This window comes from Pseudomonas sp. L7 (genome assembly GCF_046605565.1).
GTDB lineage: Bacteria > Pseudomonadota > Gammaproteobacteria > Pseudomonadales > Pseudomonadaceae > Aquipseudomonas > Aquipseudomonas wayambapalatensis.
Genome location: NZ_CP176784.1, coordinates 4,838,398 through 4,859,830 on the forward strand (window position 1 = coordinate 4,838,398; position 21,433 = coordinate 4,859,830).

The following is a 21,433-nucleotide window of genomic DNA, read 5'->3' on the forward strand; positions in this document are numbered from 1 at the left end:
TCAAAGACTCCTCATCATGCGCCACAACACCAGGCAGCCGAGCGCCTGCAGGGCAAAGGCCAGGAACAGCAGCCACTGCCCGCTGCTGTCGCGCCACAGGCTCATCAGGTAGTTAGGGTTGACCGTCAGGAAGTAGCCGACCATGAACAGCGGCAAGGCCCCCAGCACCCAGGCGGTGACGCGGGTTTCGCCGGTCATGGCCTTGAGCTGGCGCGCGCCCTGCTCGCGTTCGCGGATCAGCTTGATCAGGTTTTCCATCAGCTCGCTGGCATTGCCGCCGTAGCGCTGGTTGATGCGCAGGCCCAGGGCGAACAGGCGCAACTCGTCCTGGTCGTACAGCTCGGCCAGCTCGCTCAGCGCATCCTCCAATGGCACGCCCATCTGCACATTGCGGCGCACACGGCCCATGGTCGAATGCAACGGTTCGCGCGTGCCGTCGATGCCGCCGAGCACCGCATCGCTCAGGGTCCGACCGGCCTTGAGGCTGCGCACGCTGTAGTCGAGCAGACCCGGCAGTTGCTCGACGAGCTGACGCATGCGCCGGCGGCATCGCCAACTCAAGTACAGATAGCCCGACAGCGGCGCACCGAGCAGCACCATCAGGCCGGCCAGCCAACCGGCCAGCAGCATCGCCAGCAATGCCAGCGCGCCCCACATCAGCAACCAGCGCTGCAAACGCACATCAGCGCTGACCAGGCCGGCCCGCTGCAGCAGCGGGTCGAGCCAGTCGCGCCGGGCGCTGCCCGTTCGAATCGCCTGGTAAGCGCGCCCCAGACGCTGCAGGACGCGCTCCTCGCCGCGCTTGTACAGCCCCAGGCGAAACAGCAGCAGGGCGCACCCCAGCAGCAGCGGTGCCAGCGCCAGAAGCAACGGCCCGATCACGCCACACCGTCCTGGCGCAGCTTGCTGCCTGCCGGGTTCGGCGCCTCGCGCAGGAAGGTCTCACCACCGCGCCGGTCGAGGCGGAACAGGGTGTTGGTCACATACACATCCTCACGTATGCCGACCACCTCCAGCACTTCGCTGACGCAACGCCGACCATCCGGCAAACGCGTCAACTGGATCACCACATCCAGTGCCGCGCAGATCATCTGGCGCAAGGTCTTCTCGGCGATCTGCCGGCCACTGAGGCCGACCAGGGTTTCCAGGCGCAGCAAGGCATCCTGCGCGGTGTTGGCGTGCACGGTGCTCATCGAGCCGTCGTGGCCGGTGTTCATCGCGGTGAGTACATCGAGCACCTCGGCGCCGCGGATCTCGCCAAGGATGATGCGGTCAGGACGCATGCGCAGGGCGTTGCGGATCAGCTCGCTGGGCTTGATCTCGCCATGCCCCTCGGCGTTCGGTGGGCGGGTTTCCAGGCGCACCACGTGGGGGTGATGCAGTTGCAGCTCGGCAACATCCTCGATGGTCACCAGGCGCTCGCGCGGCGCGATCATCTGGCTGAGGATGTTGAGCAGCGTGGTCTTGCCGGTGCCGGTGCCGCCGCTGACCAGGATGTTGCAACGACGGCCCACGGCGCGTTCGAAGAAATCGAAGATGGCTTGATCGATCGCGCGGGTAGCCAGCAGGTCGGCACTCTTGAGCATGTCCTGGCGGAACTTGCGGATCGACAGGCACGGCCCGTCCAGCGCCACTGGCGGGATGATTGCGTTGACCCGGCTGCCATCGGGCAGGCGCGCATCGACCATCGGCGAAGATTCGTCCAGGCGTCGTCCCAGGGGCGCGAGGATACGCTGCATGACCCGCTCGACATGGTGCGCATCGATGAAGCGCAGGTCGGTCTGCTGCAACAACCCGGCCCGCTCGACGAACACCCGGTGCGGGCCATTGACCAGGATCTCGGTGACGCTGGCATCGCGCAGCAGCACTTCCAGCGGGCCGAAGCCGGTGAGTTCATCGACCAGTTCCTCGGCCAGGCGCTCCATTTCGTAGCGCGACAGCGCCAGGCGCAAGCGCCCGACGTAGTCTCCCACCTGCTCGAGGACGAACTGGGTCAAGGCCGGGCGTGCGCCTTCGAGCAGGTTGCGTCCGCTGTCCTCGATGGCGTCGATCGCAAAGCGGTGCAGCGCTCGCTTGAGCGCGTGGGGGTCGCCCGACGCGTGGCGCTGACCGCCAAAGGGCTCATCGCCACTCATTTGCTACCCCACAGCCGACGCAGCCAGGGGAAGCTCGGTGGAGCGAGGTTTTCCGAGCGCCGCGCCAGGCGTTCGCCGAGGGCACGCAGGGCCTGGGTCAGGCCTTCGCGCGGGGCCAGCTCGAACAGGCTCAGGCCCTGGTTCTTAACGTTCAGGCGCACTTCGGGGCAGTCCGGCATCACCTTGAGCAGCGGCAGGCCATAGCGTTTGGCGAGCGCCTCGGCATCCGGGGCGACATTGCGCAGGAAGCGGTCCACCAACAAGCTGGCATGCTCAAGCTTGATGCCGCGGTCGCGCCACAGTTCGAGGACTTCCAGGTTGCGCCGGCAGTCCAGGATGTTCTGGTCGGTGTAGACGATCAGCTTGTCGCAGTGGCTGACGATGGTGCGCAACGCTTCGCTGTCGGCGTGCCCGGTCAGGTTCACGACGATGTGCTGGAAGTGCTGGCGCAAAGCACTGAGCAGCATGTACAGCTCGGCGGCGCTGGTCTGGCGCAGCGGATCATCGTTCTCGGCATAGCTCAGCAGGCGCAGGCCGCCCTTGTCGCGGGTGAAGGCACTGTCGATCAGCGTGGTGTCGAGGCGGCGCAGGTGGCGCAAGGCATCGCCGAAATAAAATGATGCCTCCAGCCCGAGCAGAGCCAGGCTGTCGCCGCGTGGCAAGCCCAGGTCGAGCAGCAAGGTCTGCTGGCCGCTTTCCTGCACCACCCGCGCCAGGTGGGTGGTCAGCAGCGCACCATCGGCGCCGCGCTGGGCGCCATAGAGCACGGTCAGGCCACCCAGGCTGGGGTTGCTGGTGACCGTCGGCAGGCGCTTGCCGAGCCTGCGCACCAGCCCGGCCACCTCGCTGGCACGCGAGCCGTAGGCGACGAAATCCCGCGCGCCGGCGCGCATGGCGTGCAACACCAATTGATTGTCCATGCCATCGCCCAACGCGACGATGGCCAGCATCGGCTTGGCCTCCAGCACCCCTTCGATCAGCGCACACTGGCTGACCAACTGCTCGCGGTCGAGGCCGATGAACACCAGGTTGCTGAACGTCACATCCACCAGCGCCAGCAATTCGTCGAGGGTGCCAGCGCTGGCGCCGATCACCTGCCCCTGCGGCGCCAAGGCGTCCTGCAACCATTGCAGGTCGTCTTCGTTGCGGGTGATGGCCAGGTAGGTCTGGTTGAGGCTGTCGTTCATCGTGATAACCCCCCATGGCCTTCGAAGTTGCCGTTTTCCAGGAAGAACAGCTGGCCCCAGCTCGGGTCATAGGTGCGCAGCGCCTCACCCGGCAACTGCGGCAGGCGCGCATTGGCCGCCAGCGGCTGGACCAGGTGCGGGGTGACGATCATCAGCAGCTCGGTCTCTTCACGCACCAGCGCCGACTGGCGGAAGAACGCGCCGAGGATCGGCAGGTTGCCCAGGCCGGGGAGCTTGTCTACCGAGGAGCGGGTGTTGTTGCTGACCAGGCCGCTGATGATGAAGCTCTCGCCATCGGCCAGGGAAATGCTGGTGTCGGTGCGGCGCACGCTCAGCCCTGGCACCAAGGTGCCGGCGATGTTTACCGCGTTGTTGTAGTCCAGCTCGCTGACCTCGGGAGCAACCTTCAGGGTGATGCGGTCGCGGCTCACCACGGTCGGTGTCAGCGCCAGGCGCACACCGAACTCCTTGTATTCGATCGACACGTTGTCGCTGCCGGAGCTGGGCACCGGAACCGGAATCTCGCCACCGGCCAGGAAACTGGCAGTCAGGCCACTGAGCACGGTGAGGCTGGGACGCGCCAGGGTGTAGGCGAATCCGCTGTTCTCCAAAGCGTTGATCGCCGCCAGGAACTTGCTGCTGCCACCGCCCCAGACGATGTTGAAGACGTTGTCGTCGAGCGGAATCGCAGGACGGGCGATCGGCACCGAGCCCGGGGTCACGGCCGTATTCGGCACCGTTCCCGGCGAGCCGATCAGGCTGTTGTTAGAGCCTTTGAAGAACAAACGCGCCCCCGCCTCCTTGTACTTGTTGCGGCGCACTTCGACGAAGCGGATATCGGCCTGCACCTGGCTTGGCAACTGCGCATCCTGGGACGGCAGCAGGCTGCCTTCCGTCATGTCGGCACTGGCGCGCCCCTTGACGAACAGCATGGCCCGGTGCGGCGCCGACGCACAGGCGGTCCACAGCATCAACGTGGTATTGCCCGGCCCCACGGCGGTCAACAGCACCGCACGATCGCCGCTGGCCTGCACGTCGGCGACTTTGGGCTCACCCACCGCCACCCGGCTGATCGCCAGCGGCAGGCGCAGTTCCTGCTGCAGGCCCTGGTCCATCTCGATCACCGAGGGCAACTGGCCGAAAGCCTCGCACCCGTTCACCGCCGCCTGGGCGTGGGGCAGCCATGCCGCCAGAAGCAGTGCACAGCACGCATCTCGGAAACTACGCTCGGAACGTCGCATCGCTGCATCCTTGCCTGGTCAGGGGGTCTTGTCGGTGTCGGCAGCCTTGGCGCCACGAATGATCTGCATGCTAGGCGCAGCGGTGGCAGGAGCAGCACTGGCCACGGGAGACTGGGACAATTGGCTGAAGCGATAGAGCTCGCGTCCGGCGCTCTCGATCTGCGGCCGGGTCTCAGGTTCGGCCCAGTAACGCGCCAGGCGCTGTTCATCGGCGCTGCGTACGGCCAGGCGCAGGGTGCCGGCCTGGGCAGCGAGCATCAGGCGGCTGGCCAGCGCCTCGGGCACGGCCAAGGTCACGGTGCGGGTGCCGCCGGCGCTGCCTTGGCTCCCGTGCTGTTCGCGCCGAGCCGTTTCTTCCTCGACGGTTTGTGCCGGGCGACCATCGTTGGCCAACCCCATCTGCTCGCCGACACTCAGCACGCGCAGGGCCGGCAACACCACCTGGGCTGAAGACTGTGGGTTGTTGTTCTCCTCGCGAAGAAACAGCAACACATCCACGTAGTCGCCCGGGCGCAGTTGCCCGGCAGCCCCCACCACATCATCGACGCCCACGGCCACCGCGCGCTCATGGGCACGAATCATCCGCGCCAGTGGCCCGCCCGCCTGGAAGCTCGCCTCGTCCAGCCAACTGCCTGCCGACAACGGACGCGCGCTGGAGCGACCGAGCACCTGGTCGATGCGCTGGAACGCACCGGCAGGCACCACCTGCAGGCGCTCGAGCAACACATCGTCCTCGGTCAGCGGCGTGTTCGCCGGTAGCGCTCTGCGCAACACGACGATGGAGGTACGTGCCGGCTCAGGCGGTTGGGGAGGTGCGACGATCACCTCGGCAGGCGCCTCGGCAATCGTCGGGGCAGGAATGACGGGGGGTGTGGCCGGGCGGCTGAGCACCAGCCCCCAGTAACCTGCGAGCAAGGCGCCGAGTAGAAACAGGACAGCCAGGGCCATGGTCAAGCGACTGCTCATCTCCGCCTCCCTGCGCTATTGCCGTGATGGCAAAAGGTAACTATTTCGCTATTGAACGGTAGCGCAGACCTCACCGTTCGCCATGAGCGGAAACGGGATTTTTTCGTCTGGCACGCGGACTTGCAGGGAAAACAGGCACTTAGAAAAAGCCTCGGCTTCCAATACTTTAGGGTTAATGCCTTTTTACATTTGCAGGCTTCACCAGCTTGGCAATTCTATGATGGCAAATGGACGTTACTTAGCCACGTCCTTACCCCGCGCCCTCGGCGCAAGGAGATGTGCCATGCAACTGCAGCAGATCCTTCAGCACTGCAAGAACTTCATTACCCGCAAAGACGGCGCTTCCGGTATCGAGTACGCGTTGATTGCCGCAATGGTCGCGGTGGTGCTGGTGCCGTTCGTACCCGCGATCTCCGGCAAGATCACCACGATGTTCACCGCCATCTCCGGGGCGCTATGACCTTGAGCAGCACGCCGCAGCATAACGCCAGGCGAACAGGAGCCAAGCATGTCGAACTCTTCCTCGCGCCAGCAGATTCTTTTGGTGGACGACGAGGAAGAGGCATTGCAGGAGCTGGCTGAACTGCTGGAGAACGAAGGTTTCAAGTGCCACACCGCCAACTCGGTGAAGGCCGCCCTGCAACAGCTCACCCGCTACCCTGATGTGGCCCTGGTGATTACCGACCTGCGCATGCCCGAAGAAAGCGGCATCGGCCTGATCAAGCGCCTGCGCGATCACACCGCCCGCCAGCACCTGCCGGTGATCGTCATGTCCGGCCATGCCGACATGGACGACGTCAGTGACCTGCTACGCCTGCATGTGCTCGACCTGTTTCGCAAACCGATCTACCACGCCCGCTTGCTGGAGACACTCGACAATCTGTTTCCCAAGTCGGTGATGCAGGTGGTGGGGCAGTAGGCCGCAGGAGCAGCCTCCCCTACAACTGATAACTGAAACTCACCGTGAACCTCGGCCGCCGGTTCAGGCTGTCGAGGGCGATGTCCGACATGGGTTTGGCCACCTCCAGCGCGATGTTGTAATAGCGCGCATCGCCAAACCGCACCCCCACCGCCGCCGACGACATCTTCGCCTTCTGCACCTCCAGTTCGTTGAACCAGGCTCGCGCGGCATCGAGCACCACATAGGGCTGCAGCACCTTCAGCCACTGGCCCTCGCGCTGGATGCTGTAGTTCAGCTCGTAGGCCAGGCCCCAGCCCTTGTCGCCGGACGCCTGGTCACTGGGGTAGCCACGGCCGAAGTTCTGCCCGCCGAACACCGCCCGTTCGCTGTCGGGCAAACTGTCGTTGCTCCAGTACCCGGCAGCGGACACGACCCCCTGCCAGTGCTCGAGGAAATTGTCGCTCTGCACGCCGGACAGGCGCAGGCGCAGGAAATCCAGGTCATAGCCTGCATTGGTGCGTGCGCCAAAATGGTCGAGGCCCTGGTAGACCCCGGCGCTGAGAATGCGCAGGCGCCTGGCCTCGGCCTTGCGCCAATCGCCCTCGAACGACAGCGCGCGAATGTCGGTGTGGCTGTCGAGCTTTAGCGGGAAACCCACGACCTGGTAGTCGATCTGGTCATTGACCGCATAGAAGCGCCCGACCACATCCAGCCATTCGGTCGGCGAGGCGATCAGCGCCTGGCTGAGCCCGATCGAGTAACGCTCGTTCTCGCGGTGCTGGGTCAGGTCGATGCCGTTGCCCAGGCGAATGCGCGCCTTCGGGTCGCTGCGATAGCGCGATGCCGACAACAGCAGTTGCGTGCCTTCGTCATCCACGAACTGGCTGTAGTCGAGGCGGTAATAGTGTTCCTTGTCCTCGCCCGGCGGCACCAGCACGCTGGCGCTCAATTGCTCGGCGAAGCGGGTCTGGGCATTGCTGCTGGCCCCCAGCAGCGCCTGCAGGTCGTCACGGTTGCCATCGCTGAGGTTGAGGGTCGTGGTGAAGGGCTTGCGCGAAGCCTGGGCGATCAGGCGCGTGGCACCGTCGGTGGTGCCCGGTGGCGGCACCTGGGCCTGGAAGGTGACACCGGGGATACGGCTGATCAGGCTGGTGTAGCGCTCGAAGGTCTTGCGCGTCAGCGGCCGTTCGGCCTTGAGCTTGTTCACGAGGCGCTCGACATAGCCCGACGCGGAACCGATATCGCCCTGAACCTCATAGTCGCGGATGTAACCTTCCACCAGCACGACCCGCACGCGGCCATCGGCGAAGTCTTGCGGCGGAAGATAGGCGTAGGACAACAGGTAGCCGTCCTGCTGGTAGCGCTGAGTCAGGCGTCGGGTGACCTCGATCAGTTCAGCGAGGGTCACGCTGCGGTCGAGTATCGATTGGTAGTGCTCGCGCAGATCCGCCAAGGGGTAGACGGTCCCGCCCTCGAAGCGCACCTTGCGCACCAGGACCTGGGTGTTCATCTGCAAGGGCGTCTGCTGGGGTGCGGCGGGCGCCGGCACATGCAGCCCGGGCTTGCCGGGACGGTAGGCGTCCACCGGCAGGTTCGGCGTGGGCAGGCGGCGTTCGGTTTCGTTGCTGTTGAGAAAACTCGGCAGGGGTTCGGCGCGGGCCACGCAGGCCCAGGACAGCGCCAGCATCGTCACCAGCAGTGGACGCATTCGGACACTCCATGATCCTGTGGAACCCTGGGCGCCCGGTTCGAGCGCCCCTTGTCAATGCAAGCGTAGGTGCTGAGCAGGCTGTCGTCTAACCAGGCGCCCGGCGGATCCGCGAAAAAGATCCGCCGGGCAGTGGATCAACGCTGCGCGCCACCCAAGGCCCCGGTCACACCACCGAGTACGCCGCCGAGCCCACCACCCTGGCCAGCACCGCCATTGACCAGCGTGCCTGCCTGGCCAACGGTGCCACCGACTGCGCTGACCGTCGCGCCCACCTGGCTGACTACCGGGTTGCCAGTGGCCGCGCCGAGCTGGCTGCCTGCACTGGCCACCGCACCACCCACCTGATTGAGCAACCCGGCGACCGGCGCACCGACGCCCGTCGCAGCGCCAACCTGCTGGGTGACACTGGCCACGCCACTGACGACCGGCGCCACACCGGCGCTCACCTGTTGCGTTACCGCTGCCACCGGAGCACCTGCTGCAGTATTGGTGACGCCATTGCCACCGAGCACGGTGCCGAGCGCAGCAACGGTATTGCCAACCTGCCCCGTGCTGCCACCTGCCGACACCACTGCCGGATTGCCAGTGCCCGCCGCCAGCCCGCTGCCTGCGCCAGCCACCACGCCGCCGACGGTTTCCAGCAGGCCCGTGCGTGCACCGCCGGTTGTCGGGGCCAGGCCGCTGGTGGTGCTGACAGTGCTGCCTACGTTGCTCACCGCTTGCCCGAGCGTACTGGTCAATGGATTACCGTTACCGGCACCTGCAACCTGTTGCCCGGCCTGGTCGAGTGCACCGCCGACCTGGTTGAGGGTCTGGTTCAGCGGGCCTGCGAGCCCGGTTTGTCGGGTGACGTTGGCGGTGGTGTTTTCCACCAGCGATACCACCGGTACCAACGCATTGCTCACCCCTTGGGTGGCACCAGCCAGCGGCCCGTTGGTGCCGATGGGGGTCAGCGTGTTGCCCAACATGGTGACGGCCTGGCCGACACGGTCTACACCTTGCCCGGCGCCTGCCACCACTTGATTGACCAACGGAATCTGCTCGACCGGTGAGTTCGTTGCCAGCCCACCTACGCCCTGCCCCAGGCCGGATACGCCGGTCCCCAGGTTGGAGGTGGCCGCACCCACCACGCCCAGCGTGGTACCGACGGCATTGTTTCCGGTGCCCAGTTGCCCAAGGCCCTCGCTCAGGCCGGAGCCGACACTGCTGACTGCATCACCCGTGGACGACACCAGCGAACCCACGCCGCCGGTCAACGAAGTGTTCCCCGCCACAGGCAGCGAGCCGATCACCTCACCCAGGTTGCTGACACCATCGCCCAGGCCGGAAACGGTATTGCCGACCTGGCCGATGACCTGACCGGTGACCAGCGGAGTCGGCGTATTACCTCCACCGGTACCACCATCACCACCGCCTGGCGTTCCGCCACCGTTACCAGGATTGGTACCACCGCCTCCCGTACCATCTCCTCCACCACCAGTGCCACCACCAGTGCCACCGCTGCCTGCGCCGTTGCCACCACCCGCCATACCGCCGCCATCACCACCGCTGCCGCCCGTTCCGTCGGAGCCGCCGCCTGCACCTGCACCAGCGCCACCATCGGCGGACGAGCCATCAACCTCGCTGTGATGACCACCACCACCGCTGCTGCACCCGGCAAGCCCAAGGGCCATGACCAGCGCCAATGCCGTACTCGCTTTCATCCAAACCTGAGTTTTCATGGGCGACTCCCGCACTGCTTTGTTGTTGGATAGGCGCGCTGGCCAGGCTGGCCAGCGTTATGCCTTCAGTCAGCAGTGAAGCTCTGGCGGTTCGACGGCGGTAGGTCGTAAGTTGGTATTAATACGGCGGGATAAGGTGCTGACGCCGATAAAAAATCCATCAAATTCAGCAAGTTGAAATATTCGCCCGAATGGCTGACCGAAAGGTTTAATACCATGTCATTAGTACAACGAAACGCTGGCTGAGAGAGGCTACTCCGCCACCTGGAACTCGACCCGTGCCGTCTCGCCGCTCTCATCCAAGGCGCTCAACTCGATGCGTCCTGACTGCTCGAAACGCACCAGCAGGCTGTCCTGCCCTTCGGTCTCGCCCAGCGGACGGCCATTGAGGAACCACCAGCGCCGCCCTGCCCCACCCAGCGCCGATACGTGCAGTTGCAATGGATCGTGACTGGTGAGCGGCCGGCGCAAGTTGTCGCCTGCTCGAACACCGACGATCGACAGCGGCGGCGCGCTGGGCGCCGCCTGCGGTGGACAGCCAGGATCGACCATCGGCAGCCGCGCACTACGCCGCTCTACCCGCGGCAGCCAAGGTTCCAGAGGGGCAGGCCAGAGGGCAATTTCCTGCGCTTTCGCCCCAGGACAGTTGGCATCGACCCGCAAACCGCGCTCATTGACCCACACCGTTTCGCGCAGGCCCAACCCCAGCGGCTGGTCGGCAGCCTGCAAGGTCGGCGGCGTGGTGCCGTCGAGGGTCCAGGCAAAACGCTGGCGGCGGCACTGCGGATCCTGACGACTCATCGGCTGCCCCAGCGGCCAGCAGATCGCTGCGACGCCGACACTGCCCGGCACGTTTTCCACCGGCACGGCAATGCCGCGCTGGCTGTCGCGGTTGCTCAACAGGTCGTGCACCTGCAGCATCAGCGGCGCTGCCGAAGCCAGGCCGAACTGGCCCGGCACCGGCGTGCCATCGGGTCGGCCTATCCACACACCAATGATGTACCGCGGCCCGACCCCCACTGACCAGGCATCGCGAAAGCCATAGCTGGTGCCGGTTTTCCAGGCCAGTTGCGGGCGCTGCACAAGCTCGGCGTGCGGGTCGCGGTCCGGGCGCGCCTGGCCGCTGAGAATACGCCGTACAATCCACGCCGAACCCGGCGACAATAGGCGCCGCTCCAGCAGCGGATCCTGGGGCTGCAGGCGGATCTTCGCGCTCTTGCCCTCGCGGGCCAACGCCGCATAACCGCCGACCAAGTCCTCCAGACGGCTGCCTGCACCGCCGAGAATCAGCGACAGGTTCGGTTCGGCCAGCGGCGGCAGTATCAGCGGCACCCCACCGATACGCATCTGCGCGGCAAAGCGCTTGGGCCCGTAGGCTTCGAGCAACTGAACCGCTGGTAGGTTGAGCGACAACGCCAGCGCCGAACTGGCCGACACCGGCCCGCTGAAGCCCATCGAGAAGTTGCCCGGACGGTAGTCGCCATAGCGGCGTGGTACGTCCTGCAGCAACGATTCGGAGTGGATCAGCCCATCGTCCAGGGCCATGCCATAGAGAAACGGCTTGAGGGTCGAGCCGGGCGAACGCAGGGCATGCACCATGTCGACATGGCCGAAGCGGCGCTCATCGCCCAGGTCGATGGACCCCAGGTAGGCACGCACGGCCATGGTCTGAGCCTCGACCACCAGGATTGCCGCCGAGGTGCGCTCGGGCAGGCGTGCACGCCAACCGAGCAGCAGGTCTTCGAGACGGCGCTGCAACGACGCATCGAGCGTGGTGCGGATCAGCGGTGGGCTGTCCGCCGTGTTCAGCCGCCGAGCCAGCAGTGGCGCCAGCGCCGGCTCCTGGCGCGGGGCGAGCAGCAAGGGCTCTTCGCGGGCCTCGGCAATCCGCTGCTCAGGCCACACCTGGTAATCGGCCAGGCGTTGCAGCACCTTGTCGCGGGCACGCTGCGCACGCTCGGGATGGCGATCCGGGCGCAGGCGGCTGGGTGCCTGGGGCAGTACGGCCAGCAGTGCCGCCTCGGCAGGCGTGAGGTGCTTGGGCGACTTGCCCAGGTAAGCCCAACTGGCGGCAGCGACACCCTGCAGGGTGCCGCCGAAGGGCGCGCGATCGAGGTAGATCTGCAGGATCTCGCGCTTGGACAGGTGCCATTCCAGCTGCGCCGTACGCCACAACTGACGGAGCTTGCCGGCCAGGGTGCGATCATGGGGGTCGAGCAAACGTGCTACCTGCATCGACAGCGTGCTGCCGCCGGACACTACGCGCCCGCCACGCAGGTTCAGCCAGGCCGCACGCGCCAGCGCCAGCGGGTTGACCCCGGGATGGTCGTAGAACCAGCGATCTTCGTAGGTGAGCAGCGCCTCCAGATACAAGGGCGATACCTCATCGGGGCTGACCGGGTAGCGCCACACGCCGTCGGCATCGGCGAAGCGCCACAGCGGCGTGCCGTCCTCAGCGAGCACCACCCGCGCCAGGTCGTCACCAGGCATCGGCAACGGCCACAGGCGATCCGCCAGCCACAGCAAGACGACGCTCGACAGCACAGTAATGCCGACACCACGCAAGATCCTTGCGCTGCGCGTACGCGGGCGAACTATGCTTGCGCCTGGCATCGGGAACCGACCCCATCGAACGATGGCCAAAGGCTTGGGATGATCATCAGGAAGCAGCTATGCATGTAGAAGGGTTTTTCGAGTGGTTGGGCCAGGCGCTGGGCGCGGTGATCAAGTTCATCGTCGATATCATGAGCGGGCTGTTCAATCTGCTGGCCAATGCCGGCGGCAATTTCATCGACGGGCTGGCGCGCACCTTGGGCATGGACACCTCGCTGGTCAGCATCCTTGCGCTGATCGTCGGGCTGATGCTGCTGTACTCGGCGATCCGGGCGTTCATGCGGGCGTCGATCGTGATGGGCATCATCTGGCTGGTGCTGGGCTTGTGGGTGTTGAGCTGGATCATTCACTGACCCGAGGCCCGCCATCCATGAACCTGTGGGAGCGGAGTCACCCGCTCCCACAGTCGCATCAACGGCTACGCACCACCATCTCGCCCTGACTATCCCCCACTGCCTGCAGGTTCGGCCGGTACATCGACTCTACCTGCGGCGGCGGAATGCGATAGCTGCCCGGCGTTACCGCACGCGCCAGGTACAGCAGGTGCGTGGTGCCGTAGCTGTCGAGCTTGAGGGCGGCCACATAACGGTCGTCGCGGTACTCCTGGTGCACCACGCTGGCGTTCTGCATCGATTCGCGCCACTGCTTGACGGCACTGCTGGCGTTGTCGAGGCTGGCGGCGCTCTGGGCCAGGTTCTGGTTTTCCAGCTCCAGGCCCGCCGGCAGCAGGTCGACCACCAGCGCATCCGGCACCTGGCTCTGGGCCTTGAGCGCCAGGTGCACCAGCACCAGGTCGCCACTACGCAGGTTGCGCAGGTCCAGGGCCTGGCCGTTCATGCCCAGGTACTCGCGACGGATCTCCATACCATTGCTGCTGGCCGCAGGCGCCTGGCGCGGATAGCCGGACAGGGTCAACTGCTGGTACAGCGTATCGCTGCCCTGGTTCTGGATGCTCAGCGGCGATGCCAGCAACGGGCCTTCGAGCTTCATGCCCGATTCGGTGTTGTTGAACTCGCGAACCTCACCAGCGCTGTCCAGACGCGCCTGCCAGTTGCCTTCGGGCTTGCCCAGCAGGCCGCGACCGGCGAGGAACAGCGCATTACGCTCCTGGGTCGACAGCCAGCGGTTGGAGGCCAGTTCGTCGGACAACGCGAACAGGCGTTGATCGACCTGGTTGCTGGCCAGGTTGTTCTCCTGAAGCAGCGCCAGGATCAGCGCCTGGTCACGCACGGCGCTGCCGTAGTCGGCCAGCCAACCCTTGCCACGGCCTATCGCCAGGCCTGCCTGCAACGCCTGCTGCGAGCGCGGCTTGTCGCCCATCTTGTCCAGCGCCACCGCCAGTTGCACCAGCGGCAGGCCGGAGCGGGCATCGCTGCGGCGTTCGAACAGGCTGCGCAGCGCACCCAGCGGCGCTTGCTGACTGCGGGCAAGCACCAGCGCGGCGTAGGCCTGCACGGCAAAGCGGGTGTGTTCGGCGTCCTGGCTGTAGTCGACCTCGATCAGGTTGCGCTCCTGCAGATAGCGCAGCAGGCGCTCGTTGGCCTTCTTCAAGGCCTCGGCAGGCACGCCGTAGCCTTGCTCACGCGCACGCAGAAGGAAGTCGGTGACGTAGGCGGTCAGCCAGTACTCTTCCTCGCTGTCCGAACTCCACAGGCCGAAGCTGCCGTTGTAGCGCTGCATGCCCAGCAAGTGCTCGATGCCCATTTCGATCTTGCGCTTGCGCACATCGGTCGGCTCACCCTTGATACCCAGACGCTTGAGGCTGTCGGCATCGGCATAGAGCGAGGGATAGAGGCCACTGGTGGTCTGCTCCAGGCAGCCGTAGGGGTAGGCTTCGAGGGCACGGATCTGCTCGGCCAGGTTCAGCGGTGGGCGGCTCGACAGCGCAAGGCTGGCTTCAAGGCCTGCCGGTTCGAACTCGGCCAGCTCGTTCTCGGGCAGGGTCCAGGGTTGGTCCTTGAGCGCCACGCGGTAGTGCTTGAGCATCGCCGGATACGCCGGGCGCACACCCAGGGTCCATTCGCGCTCGAAGCCGGTGGCCGTCTCGCCCGGCAACTGCAGGCCATCGACACGCACGTGCACCTTGCCCTGCCCCAGGCCACCGCGGGCCTGCACCGGAATCATCAGCGTGCTGCGCTGGCCTTCGGCAAGGTTGATGCTCTGCTGGGCGGCACCTGCGAGGTCGAGTTGCCCGTCGGTGGTCACCTGCACGTTGAGCTGCTGGGCACGGCCAGACAGGTTGGCCAGGTCCAGGGCCAGGCGAGTCTGGTCGCCACCGGCGAGGAAGCGCGGCGCCGACAGCTCGGCGATCAGCGGTGCAGCGACGACCGTCTTGCCTTCGGCCATGCCGAAGTGCTCGTCGGTCCAGGCCTGCGCCATCAGGCGCAGTTCGCCGTTGAAGTCGGGGATATCGACTGTGGCCTGCCCTTCGCCCTTCTCGTCGAGCGTCACCGGCAGGCTCTGCTGGGCGACGATGGTGACCGTGGTGTTCGGGCGCTTGCCACCCTTGGCCATGGCAGCGTCACCCCCGAAGGCCAGGCTCGCCAGGCGGCCCTGGCCGGCTTCGATCAACTGGCCGTAGATATCCAACTGGTCGGCGCCGTAGGCCTTGCGACCGAACAGGCTGGCGAAGGGGTCGGGGGTCTTGAAGTCGGTGATGTTGAGGATGCCCACATCCACCGCAGACAACAGCACATGCACCTGCTTCGGCACGCTGCCGTCGGCATTGACGGCCTTGAACTTCACGGTCAGGGGCTGCTTGGGGCGCATCTTCTCCGGCGCCTGCAGGCTGACCGCCAGCTTGCGCTCGGCGCGGTCCAGCGGCAGGTGCAGCACACCGACGGCGCGTTTAGGCGTGGCATTGACCTTGCGCTCACCCGGACGAATCACCAGGGCGCTGATATAGAGGTCGTGGCGGGCCCACTTCTTGTCCAGCTCGACCTCGAAAGTCTTGCCTTCGGCAGGTACGTCGATCTCCTGCCACCACAGCGGACCGTCGCTGGACTCGATCATCAGGTAGCCGCTGCCGGCCGCAGGTGGCGTGACGGTAACCTTGGCGGTGGCACCGTCGGCGTAGGAAGGTTTGTCCAGCGCCAGCTTGACCTGGTCAGGGCGTACTGCCCCACCTTCGGCGTTGTCCTGGGCGCGGTAACCGGCCCAGAAGCGCTCGCTGGATACCAGCCCGGTTTCGGGATCTTCGACCTCGACGCGGTAAGGCCCCCACTCCACCGGGAAGGTCAACTTGGCGGTGGAGCCGGCCTTGACGCTGACGGTTTCCTCGCTCTGGGTGAGGAATTTCTCGTTGTAGTTGTAGCTCCAGCCATCGCTTTGCGAGTAGTTCCAGTAGTAGTCGCGACGCTCGCGGATCAACCGCACCTTGAGGTCGTCGGCGGCGAGCTTGTTGCCGTCGCGGTCGGCGACCAGCACCTCGAACTGCACCGGGGCATCGCTGTCGGTCTCTTCGCCATCGAACAGGCCGCGCAGGCCCGGCAGGCGATCAGCCGGCCAGATCGGCTGTTCCAGACGCCGGGTGATGGGGCGACCGCCAGACTCCTGCAGGCTGGCCTGCACGGTCAATTGCAGCGGCGAGCGGGCCTCGGCCCAGCGGCTCTCGATATCGACGATGGCCTTGCCGGCCTGGTCGAGGGTGACTTCATCGAGTTCCAGGTCCTGGGTCAGTTCGCTCTCGGTAACCGAGCCGAACTGATAACCCGGCAGCGCCGGTACGGCTTCACGCAGCGGGCGGATGTAGGCCTGGCCGCTCAGGCGGTTGCCGGCAGCTGGCGCGCCATAGAGATAGCGGCCATTGACCTGGATGCGTGCGGTCTGTTCGGGGCTGAGGGGGGTCTTGCTGCCCTTGAGCTCCAGCGCCAGGCGCTCGGGCAGGAAGTCTTCGACAAGGAACTCGTAGACCTGCTTGCGGCCACCGCCGAGGTCGAGCAGCAGTTGCCAGCGCCCGGTCGGCGCCTCGGTAGCCAATTGCAGCTGATATTGGAACAGGCCGTTCTGGTCGGCCTCCCAGACGAACTTGCGGCTGACCTGCTCATCAGGGCGACGCACTTCGACCGTCACCGGCTGAGCCTTGACCGGCTTGCCGTCCTGGTCGCGCAGCAGGCCGTTGAGCAGTACGGTTTCGCCGGGGCGATACAGGTCACGCGGGCCAAAGATGAAGAACTGCAACGGATTGGCTTGCGGGCCGGTGATGTCGAATTCGGCCAGGTCCAGTGCGGCGGTGTTCAGGCGCAGCAGCGTGGTGTGCACGCCCTGGGTGGCGATCAGGGTGTCGGCCTTGGCCGTGATCGGCAACTCGGCATGGCCCTTGCCATCGGTCTTGGCCTGAGCCAGCAGCTTGCCCTTGTCGTCGTGCAGCTCGAGGGTCACGTCGCTCAGGGCCTTGCCGCCCTCGAGGGCCTGGGCGAACACGTCCAGGCGGTCACGGTAGCGGTGCGCGGACACGCCGATATCACTGAGGGTGAACAGGGTCGCCGGTTGCGAATAGTCGTAGGTGCCGGAGGCGCGCATCACCGCCAGGTAGACGCCCGGCTCCTGCAACGGCTTGATCCCGGCGATCGGCAGCAGTACGGTTTCGCGAGTATTGCGTGCAGGGTTCAGGTCGAAGCGGCCGCTGTAGACCAGCTCGGCCATGTCCAGGGTTTCCTTGGACTGGTAGTAGTACAGGCTGCTGTTTCGGCCCCAGTTGACCAGGAAGGTCGAGAGCATTTCCGGTTTGACCCGGAAGAACTCGACATCGACCTTGTCGACGTTCAGGGCGATCACCGGCAGGCCTTCGGCCAGGCGGGTGGGCAACAGGGAGCCACGGCTGGCAAAACCGATGGTCGGCTGCATGTCGCGGGTTTCCAGGCGGCTGACCGACTCACCCTGAAGCGTCTTGCCGTTGACCGCGAGCAGGCCCTTGTCGACGGTCAGCACCAGTTTGCGCTGCGGCTCGAGGTGGCGCAGACGCAGTTCCATCTGGTTGTCGGACAGCTCCCAGGCGCCGTCGAGCTTGCCCTTGACGGTATCGACCAGGTGCACCTTGGCGGCGAAGTCCTGGTTGGCATCGAGCGGCACCGAGAAGCTGATCGACAGGGTACTGGCACCGTCGAGCTGGACCTCCGAGACGTCCAGCACGTTGAGTTCACGGTCGGCGTAGCGCTTGGCGAGCGCTGCCGGGTCCTCGCGCTTGGCGGGCTTGGCTTCGGCAGGCACGCTGGCCGCGGGCTTTTCAGCCGGCGCGGGGGTGTCCTTGGAAGAGGAATCACAGGCACTGAGCAGGGCCAGCGCGCAGGCCAGCAACAATCCTTTGTTGAGCATAGGAGAGAGGACTCTTCGGCAGCAGGGTGGTGAGGGCAGAAACTATAGCGCAACGTCAGGCAGGCTACCTGCGCTGCAGTGGCAAATGAGACCGCGTTCGCACGGATTGGTTGCCTGGCCGGTACAATGGCCAGCAGCCGAAAACCGGGGCCGCCGTGCGCCCCTTCGCGGGCAAGCCCGCTCCCACAGGATAAGCGCAATCGCATGCCCTCACTGCTCAACGACTGGCAGCACCGCCTCACCCACCGCAAGGTCTGGGCCTTGGCCGCACCGATGATCCTTTCGAACATCTCGGTGCCGCTGGTGGCACTGGTCGACAGCACGGTCATCGGCCATCTGCCCCACGCCCACCAGCTCGGTGCCGTCGCCGTTGGCGCCACACTGTTCACCTTCATGGTCGGCCTGATGGGGTTCCTGCGCATGGGTTCGACCGGTTTTGCAGCCCAGGCCGCCGGTCGCGCCGACGGCGCGGCACTACGCCAGGTGCTGGTTCAGGGGCTGCTGCTGGCGCTGGCGTTCGCCGTGCTGATCGGCCTGCTCGCCCTGCCCCTCAGCCAGTTGGCCCTACAGGCGATGCAGCCCAGCGAGGCCCTGCAAGCCTCGACCGAAGCCTTCTTCCATACCCGCCTGCTCGGCCTGCCGGCGGCACTGGCCAGCTATGCCCTGGTCGGCTGGTTCCTCGGCACCCAGAATGCTCGTGCGCCGCTGGCGATCCTGCTGACCACCAACCTGCTGAACATCGTCCTCAACCTGTGGTTCGTGCTCGGACTGGACTGGGGGGTACTCGGTTCGGCGCGGGCCTCGGTGACCGCCGAATGGAGCGCGGCGCTACTGGGCCTTGCCCTGACCCGCCCGGCGCTGCGCGCCTATCCGGGACGCATCGCCTGGGCTGCGCTGAAACGCTGGCAGGCCTGGCGCCCGCTGCTGGCGGTCAACCGCGATATCTTCCTGCGCAGCCTGGCGCTGCAACTGGTGTTCCTGCTGATCACCGTGCAGGGCGCGCGCCTGGGTGAAGCGACGGTCGCGGCCAACGCGCTGCTGCTCAATGGCCTGCTGCTGACTGCCTATGCCCTGGACGGCCTGGCGCATGCGGTCGAGGCCCTGTGCGGCCACGCCATCGGCGCACGTGAGCGCGACACCCTGCGCCGCTCGCTGGTGGTCGCCTGTGGTTGGTCACTGATCGTCAGTCTGGTCTTTGCCGGGCTGTTCCTGCTGGGTGGGCACTTGTTCATCGACCTGCAGACCGACATCCAGAGCGTGCGTGACGCAGCCTACCCTTACCTGCCTTACCTGGCGCTGCTGCCGCTGGTAGCGGTGTGGAGCTATCTGCTGGATGGCCTGTTCATCGGCGCTACTCGAGCGCGCGAGATGCGCAACGCGATGCTGGTATCGGTGGCGATCGCGTTGCCGCTGGCATTCGCCCTGCGAGGGTTCGGCAACCATGGATTGTGGCTGGCGTTTCTCGGGTTCATGGGATTGCGCGCGGTGACGCTGGGGTGGGTGGGGTGGCGGTTGCAGCAGCGGGGAGCGTGGATCGATTGAAGCAGGGCCGCTCCCGCAAACCTTGCAGGAGCGGCCCGCCGATCACGACGACAGGTACGAAGACCGAGTCAGGCCCAGGCGCAGCGCGTCGAGGAACTGGGTCCGCTCACGGGCGCTGATCTTGGCGCTGGCGACCTTGTCGCGGTAGTGGGTCATCAACTCCTCCGGCGACAGGTGCACGTAGCGCAGCATGTCCTCGATGGTGTCGTGGGTCTCGATGCCAGCGTGGTACACGCTGCCGTCGGCGTTCTGGTAGATGTTCACCGAGTCGGTGTCACCGAACAGGTTGTGCATGTCCCCCAGGATTTCCTGGTAGGCGCCGACCAGGAACACGCCCAGCAGGTAGTCCTCACCTTCGCGTACCGCATGCACCGGCATGCTGGTCTCGATGCTCTGCTCGTCGACGTACTGGTTGATCTTGCCGTCCGAGTCGCAGGTCAGGTCCTGCAGCACCGCACGGCGCATGGGCTCTTCGTCCAGGCGGTGCAGCGGGATGATCGGCAGCACCTGGCCGATGGCCCAGGTGTCGGGCAGGCTCTGGAATACCGAGAAATTGCAGATGTACTTGTCGGCGAGCTTGTCGTTGAGCTCGTCCAGCACCTGGCGGTGCGAACGCTGGCGAGCCTTGAGCGAGTTGTGCAGGCGACGGCACACAGCGAAGTAGCATTGCTCGGCCAGGGCTTTCTCGGAGAGGCTGATCTTGCCATCGGCATACTGCGCGGCCACGTCACCCATGTAGTGGGTGGCACGCCAGTAGGTCTCGGTGACCATCTCGATGTCGGTCGGGCCGAGCAGGTCGGCCAGCCACTGCACGGTCTCGGGCAGCGCCTCCTTGTTCTCGATGGTCGGCACTTCGTCGTTGTGGCTTTCGACGTCGGTGACCTGGATCACCAGCATGGCGTGGTGCGCAGTCAGCGAGCGACCGCTCTCGGAGAAGATATGCGGGTGCGGCAAGCCCTGGGCGTCGCAGAACTCCTTGAGCATCCCCACCACCACGCCGGCATAGTCATCCATGTCGTAGTTGATCGAGCTGGCGTTGCGCGAGTGGGTGCCATCGTAGTCGACGCCCAGCCCGCCACCGACGTCGATGTGATCGACCGGCAGGCCCAGGCCGCGCAGCTCGCCGTAATAGCGGATGGCTTCCTTGAAGCCGTGCTGGTAGTCGGCGAGGTTGGCGATCTGCGAGCCCATGTGGAAGTGCAGCAGGCGGATACCCTGGTCCAGCCCGGCATCACGGAAGCGGCTGACCACCGACAGCAATTGCGCAGCCGAAAGGCCGAACTTGGATTTCTCGCCCCCGGTGTCGGCCCACTTGCTCGAAGCCAGCGACGACAGGCGCACGCGCAGGCCGACCTGTGGCTTGACCTTGAGCTCGGCGGCCTCCTCGATCACCAGGGCGACCTCGGATTCCTTCTCGATGACGATGAATACGTTGTGGCCCAGCTTCTGGCCCATCAGTGCCAGGCGGATGAACTCACGGTCCTTGTAGCCGTTGCAGACGATGGTACCGCCCTTGGGCGCCAGCGCCAGCACGGCCAGCAGCTCGGGCTTGGAGCCGGCTTCGAGGCCGATGGAGACGTTTTGCGTGGCGATGATGTTCTCGACCACCGCTTCCTGCTGGTTGACCTTGATCGGATAAAGGGCCGTGTACTGGCTCTGGTACTCCAGGCGCGCGATGTTGGCGTCGAAGGCACCGGTCAGTTGGCGTACGCGGTCCTGCAGGATGTCCGGGAAACGGACCAGCAGTGGCAGCGACAGGCCACTCTGGCGCAGCTCGTCGACCTGCTCGAAGAGGTCGATCGGCGCGCTGTCGGGGCCGTTGGGGCGCACTTCGACACGCCCGGCTTCATTGATGGCGAAATAACCAGCGCCCCAATGGCGGATACCATAAACACTGCGGCTGTCGGCCACGGTCCATTGGCTGCCATCGTCTTTGCGTGTGCGTCGTACGGACATTCAAGTCCCCTATAGATAAGTCAAGACACTGCCCCGCGGTGGGTGCGGGCGCAGTGTAGAAGCTGAAAATGACGATTCGTCCGTCCCCGGGTAGACCCCGGCAACGGAAACGAGTTTAGAAAGCGCTCGGCAAAAATGCCTGCGGGC

General features: G+C 65.7%; 14 protein-coding genes. 4 read left to right on the plus strand and 10 right to left on the minus strand.

The annotated features are described in order from the left end of the window. The 5 genes from ACK3BK_RS22205 to cpaB are packed head-to-tail and all read right to left on the minus strand — an operon-like array spanning window position 1 to window position 5,529. Window positions 1-882 carry a type II secretion system F family protein gene (locus ACK3BK_RS22205; protein WP_186708553.1) on the minus strand — a complete coding sequence of 294 codons (882 nt, stop codon included), beginning with the start codon at window positions 880-882 and terminating at the stop codon, window positions 1-3. After that, window positions 879-2,135 carry a CpaF family protein gene (locus ACK3BK_RS22210; protein ID WP_411383328.1) on the minus strand — a complete coding sequence of 419 codons (1,257 nt, stop codon included), beginning with the start codon at window positions 2,133-2,135 and terminating at the stop codon, window positions 879-881. The genes ACK3BK_RS22205 and ACK3BK_RS22210 overlap by 4 nt, the downstream gene beginning before the upstream one ends. Beyond that, a complete protein-coding gene (locus ACK3BK_RS22215; RefSeq protein WP_186666039.1) occupies window positions 2,132-3,322 on the minus strand; it encodes a pilus assembly protein in 1,191 nt (396 codons plus the stop codon). The genes ACK3BK_RS22210 and ACK3BK_RS22215 overlap by 4 nt, the downstream gene beginning before the upstream one ends. Then, entirely contained in the window at window positions 3,319-4,563 is a 1,245-nt protein-coding gene (locus ACK3BK_RS22220; protein WP_411383329.1) for a type II and III secretion system protein family protein, read from the minus strand. Before ACK3BK_RS22220 ends, ACK3BK_RS22215 begins: the two co-directional genes overlap by 4 nt. An 18-nt stretch (window positions 4,564-4,581) precedes the next feature. After that, complete coding sequence (gene cpaB / locus ACK3BK_RS22225) at window positions 4,582-5,529, minus strand: Flp pilus assembly protein CpaB (protein ID WP_411383330.1); 948 nt, start codon at window positions 5,527-5,529, stop codon at window positions 4,582-4,584. A 283-nt stretch (window positions 5,530-5,812) separates the two neighbouring features. Between cpaB and ACK3BK_RS22230 the strand changes: the two genes are divergently transcribed. Continuing rightward, the gene (locus ACK3BK_RS22230) at window positions 5,813-5,989 is read left to right on the plus strand and encodes a Flp family type IVb pilin (RefSeq protein ID WP_065861672.1); all 177 of its coding nucleotides are present in this window, start codon (window positions 5,813-5,815) and stop codon (window positions 5,987-5,989) included. Window positions 5,990-6,037: 48 nt separating this feature from the next. Beyond that, complete coding sequence (locus ACK3BK_RS22235; protein ID WP_411383331.1) at window positions 6,038-6,448, plus strand: response regulator; 411 nt, start codon at window positions 6,038-6,040, stop codon at window positions 6,446-6,448. A 19-nt stretch (window positions 6,449-6,467) separates the two neighbouring features. Here the strand turns inward: ACK3BK_RS22235 and ACK3BK_RS22240 are convergent, their stop codons facing one another. From ACK3BK_RS22240 to pbpC, 3 genes are all read right to left on the minus strand, one after another. After that, window positions 6,468-8,138: a ShlB/FhaC/HecB family hemolysin secretion/activation protein gene (locus ACK3BK_RS22240; protein WP_411383332.1), complete on the minus strand. Its 1,671-nt coding sequence runs from the start codon at window positions 8,136-8,138 to the stop codon at window positions 6,468-6,470. Window positions 8,139-8,275: 137 nt separating this feature from the next. Continuing rightward, window positions 8,276-9,862: a collagen-like triple helix repeat-containing protein gene (locus ACK3BK_RS22245; protein WP_411383333.1), complete on the minus strand. Its 1,587-nt coding sequence runs from the start codon at window positions 9,860-9,862 to the stop codon at window positions 8,276-8,278. Window positions 9,863-10,114: 252 nt separating this feature from the next. Then, window positions 10,115-12,475: a peptidoglycan glycosyltransferase PbpC gene (gene pbpC, locus ACK3BK_RS22250; protein WP_411383334.1), complete on the minus strand. Its 2,361-nt coding sequence runs from the start codon at window positions 12,473-12,475 to the stop codon at window positions 10,115-10,117. Between the two features lie 59 nt (window positions 12,476-12,534). Here pbpC and ACK3BK_RS22255 point away from each other — a divergent pair, with 59 nt between their 5' ends. Continuing rightward, the gene (locus tag ACK3BK_RS22255) at window positions 12,535-12,828 is read left to right on the plus strand and encodes a hypothetical protein (RefSeq protein ID WP_054894193.1); all 294 of its coding nucleotides are present in this window, start codon (window positions 12,535-12,537) and stop codon (window positions 12,826-12,828) included. Between the two features lie 58 nt (window positions 12,829-12,886). On the opposite strand, the gene ACK3BK_RS22260 is transcribed toward ACK3BK_RS22255, so the two are convergent. Next, window positions 12,887-17,788, minus strand: a complete 4,902-nt coding sequence (locus ACK3BK_RS22260) for an alpha-2-macroglobulin family protein (protein ID WP_411383335.1) — start codon at window positions 17,786-17,788, stop codon at window positions 12,887-12,889. Window positions 17,789-17,992: 204 nt separating this feature from the next. On the opposite strand from ACK3BK_RS22260, the gene ACK3BK_RS22265 reads away from it, so the two are divergent. Then, entirely contained in the window at window positions 17,993-19,330 is a 1,338-nt protein-coding gene (locus ACK3BK_RS22265) for an MATE family efflux transporter (RefSeq protein ID WP_411383336.1), read from the plus strand. A gap of 42 nt (window positions 19,331-19,372) precedes the next feature. Here ACK3BK_RS22265 and speA read toward each other — a convergent pair whose 3' ends face one another. Continuing rightward, window positions 19,373-21,286: an arginine decarboxylase gene (gene speA / locus ACK3BK_RS22270; protein ID WP_153774079.1), complete on the minus strand. Its 1,914-nt coding sequence runs from the start codon at window positions 21,284-21,286 to the stop codon at window positions 19,373-19,375. Window positions 21,287-21,433: the final 147 nt, after the last annotated feature.

Excerpts from the sequence above, each read along its gene's own strand:
- ACK3BK_RS22215 (WP_186666039.1), bottom strand. The coding sequence starts at position 3,322 with ATGAACGACAGCCTCAACCAGACCTACCTGGCCATCACCCGCAACGAA.
- ACK3BK_RS22260 (WP_411383335.1), bottom strand. The coding sequence starts at position 17,788 with ATGCTCAACAAAGGATTGTTGCTGGCCTGCGCGCTGGCCCTGCTCAGT.
- cpaB (WP_411383330.1), bottom strand. The coding sequence starts at position 5,529 with ATGAGCAGTCGCTTGACCATGGCCCTGGCTGTCCTGTTTCTACTCGGC.
- speA (WP_153774079.1), bottom strand. The coding sequence starts at position 21,286 with ATGTCCGTACGACGCACACGCAAAGACGATGGCAGCCAATGGACCGTG.
- ACK3BK_RS22230 (WP_065861672.1), top strand. The coding sequence starts at position 5,813 with ATGCAACTGCAGCAGATCCTTCAGCACTGCAAGAACTTCATTACCCGC.
- ACK3BK_RS22245 (WP_411383333.1), bottom strand. The coding sequence starts at position 9,862 with ATGAAAACTCAGGTTTGGATGAAAGCGAGTACGGCATTGGCGCTGGTC.
- ACK3BK_RS22235 (WP_411383331.1), top strand. The coding sequence starts at position 6,038 with ATGTCGAACTCTTCCTCGCGCCAGCAGATTCTTTTGGTGGACGACGAG.
- ACK3BK_RS22210 (WP_411383328.1), bottom strand. The coding sequence starts at position 2,135 with ATGAGTGGCGATGAGCCCTTTGGCGGTCAGCGCCACGCGTCGGGCGAC.
- ACK3BK_RS22265 (WP_411383336.1), top strand. The coding sequence starts at position 17,993 with ATGCCCTCACTGCTCAACGACTGGCAGCACCGCCTCACCCACCGCAAG.
- pbpC (WP_411383334.1), bottom strand. The coding sequence starts at position 12,475 with ATGCCAGGCGCAAGCATAGTTCGCCCGCGTACGCGCAGCGCAAGGATC.
- ACK3BK_RS22240 (WP_411383332.1), bottom strand. The coding sequence starts at position 8,138 with ATGCGTCCACTGCTGGTGACGATGCTGGCGCTGTCCTGGGCCTGCGTG.
- ACK3BK_RS22255 (WP_054894193.1), top strand. The coding sequence starts at position 12,535 with ATGCATGTAGAAGGGTTTTTCGAGTGGTTGGGCCAGGCGCTGGGCGCG.
- ACK3BK_RS22220 (WP_411383329.1), bottom strand. The coding sequence starts at position 4,563 with ATGCGACGTTCCGAGCGTAGTTTCCGAGATGCGTGCTGTGCACTGCTT.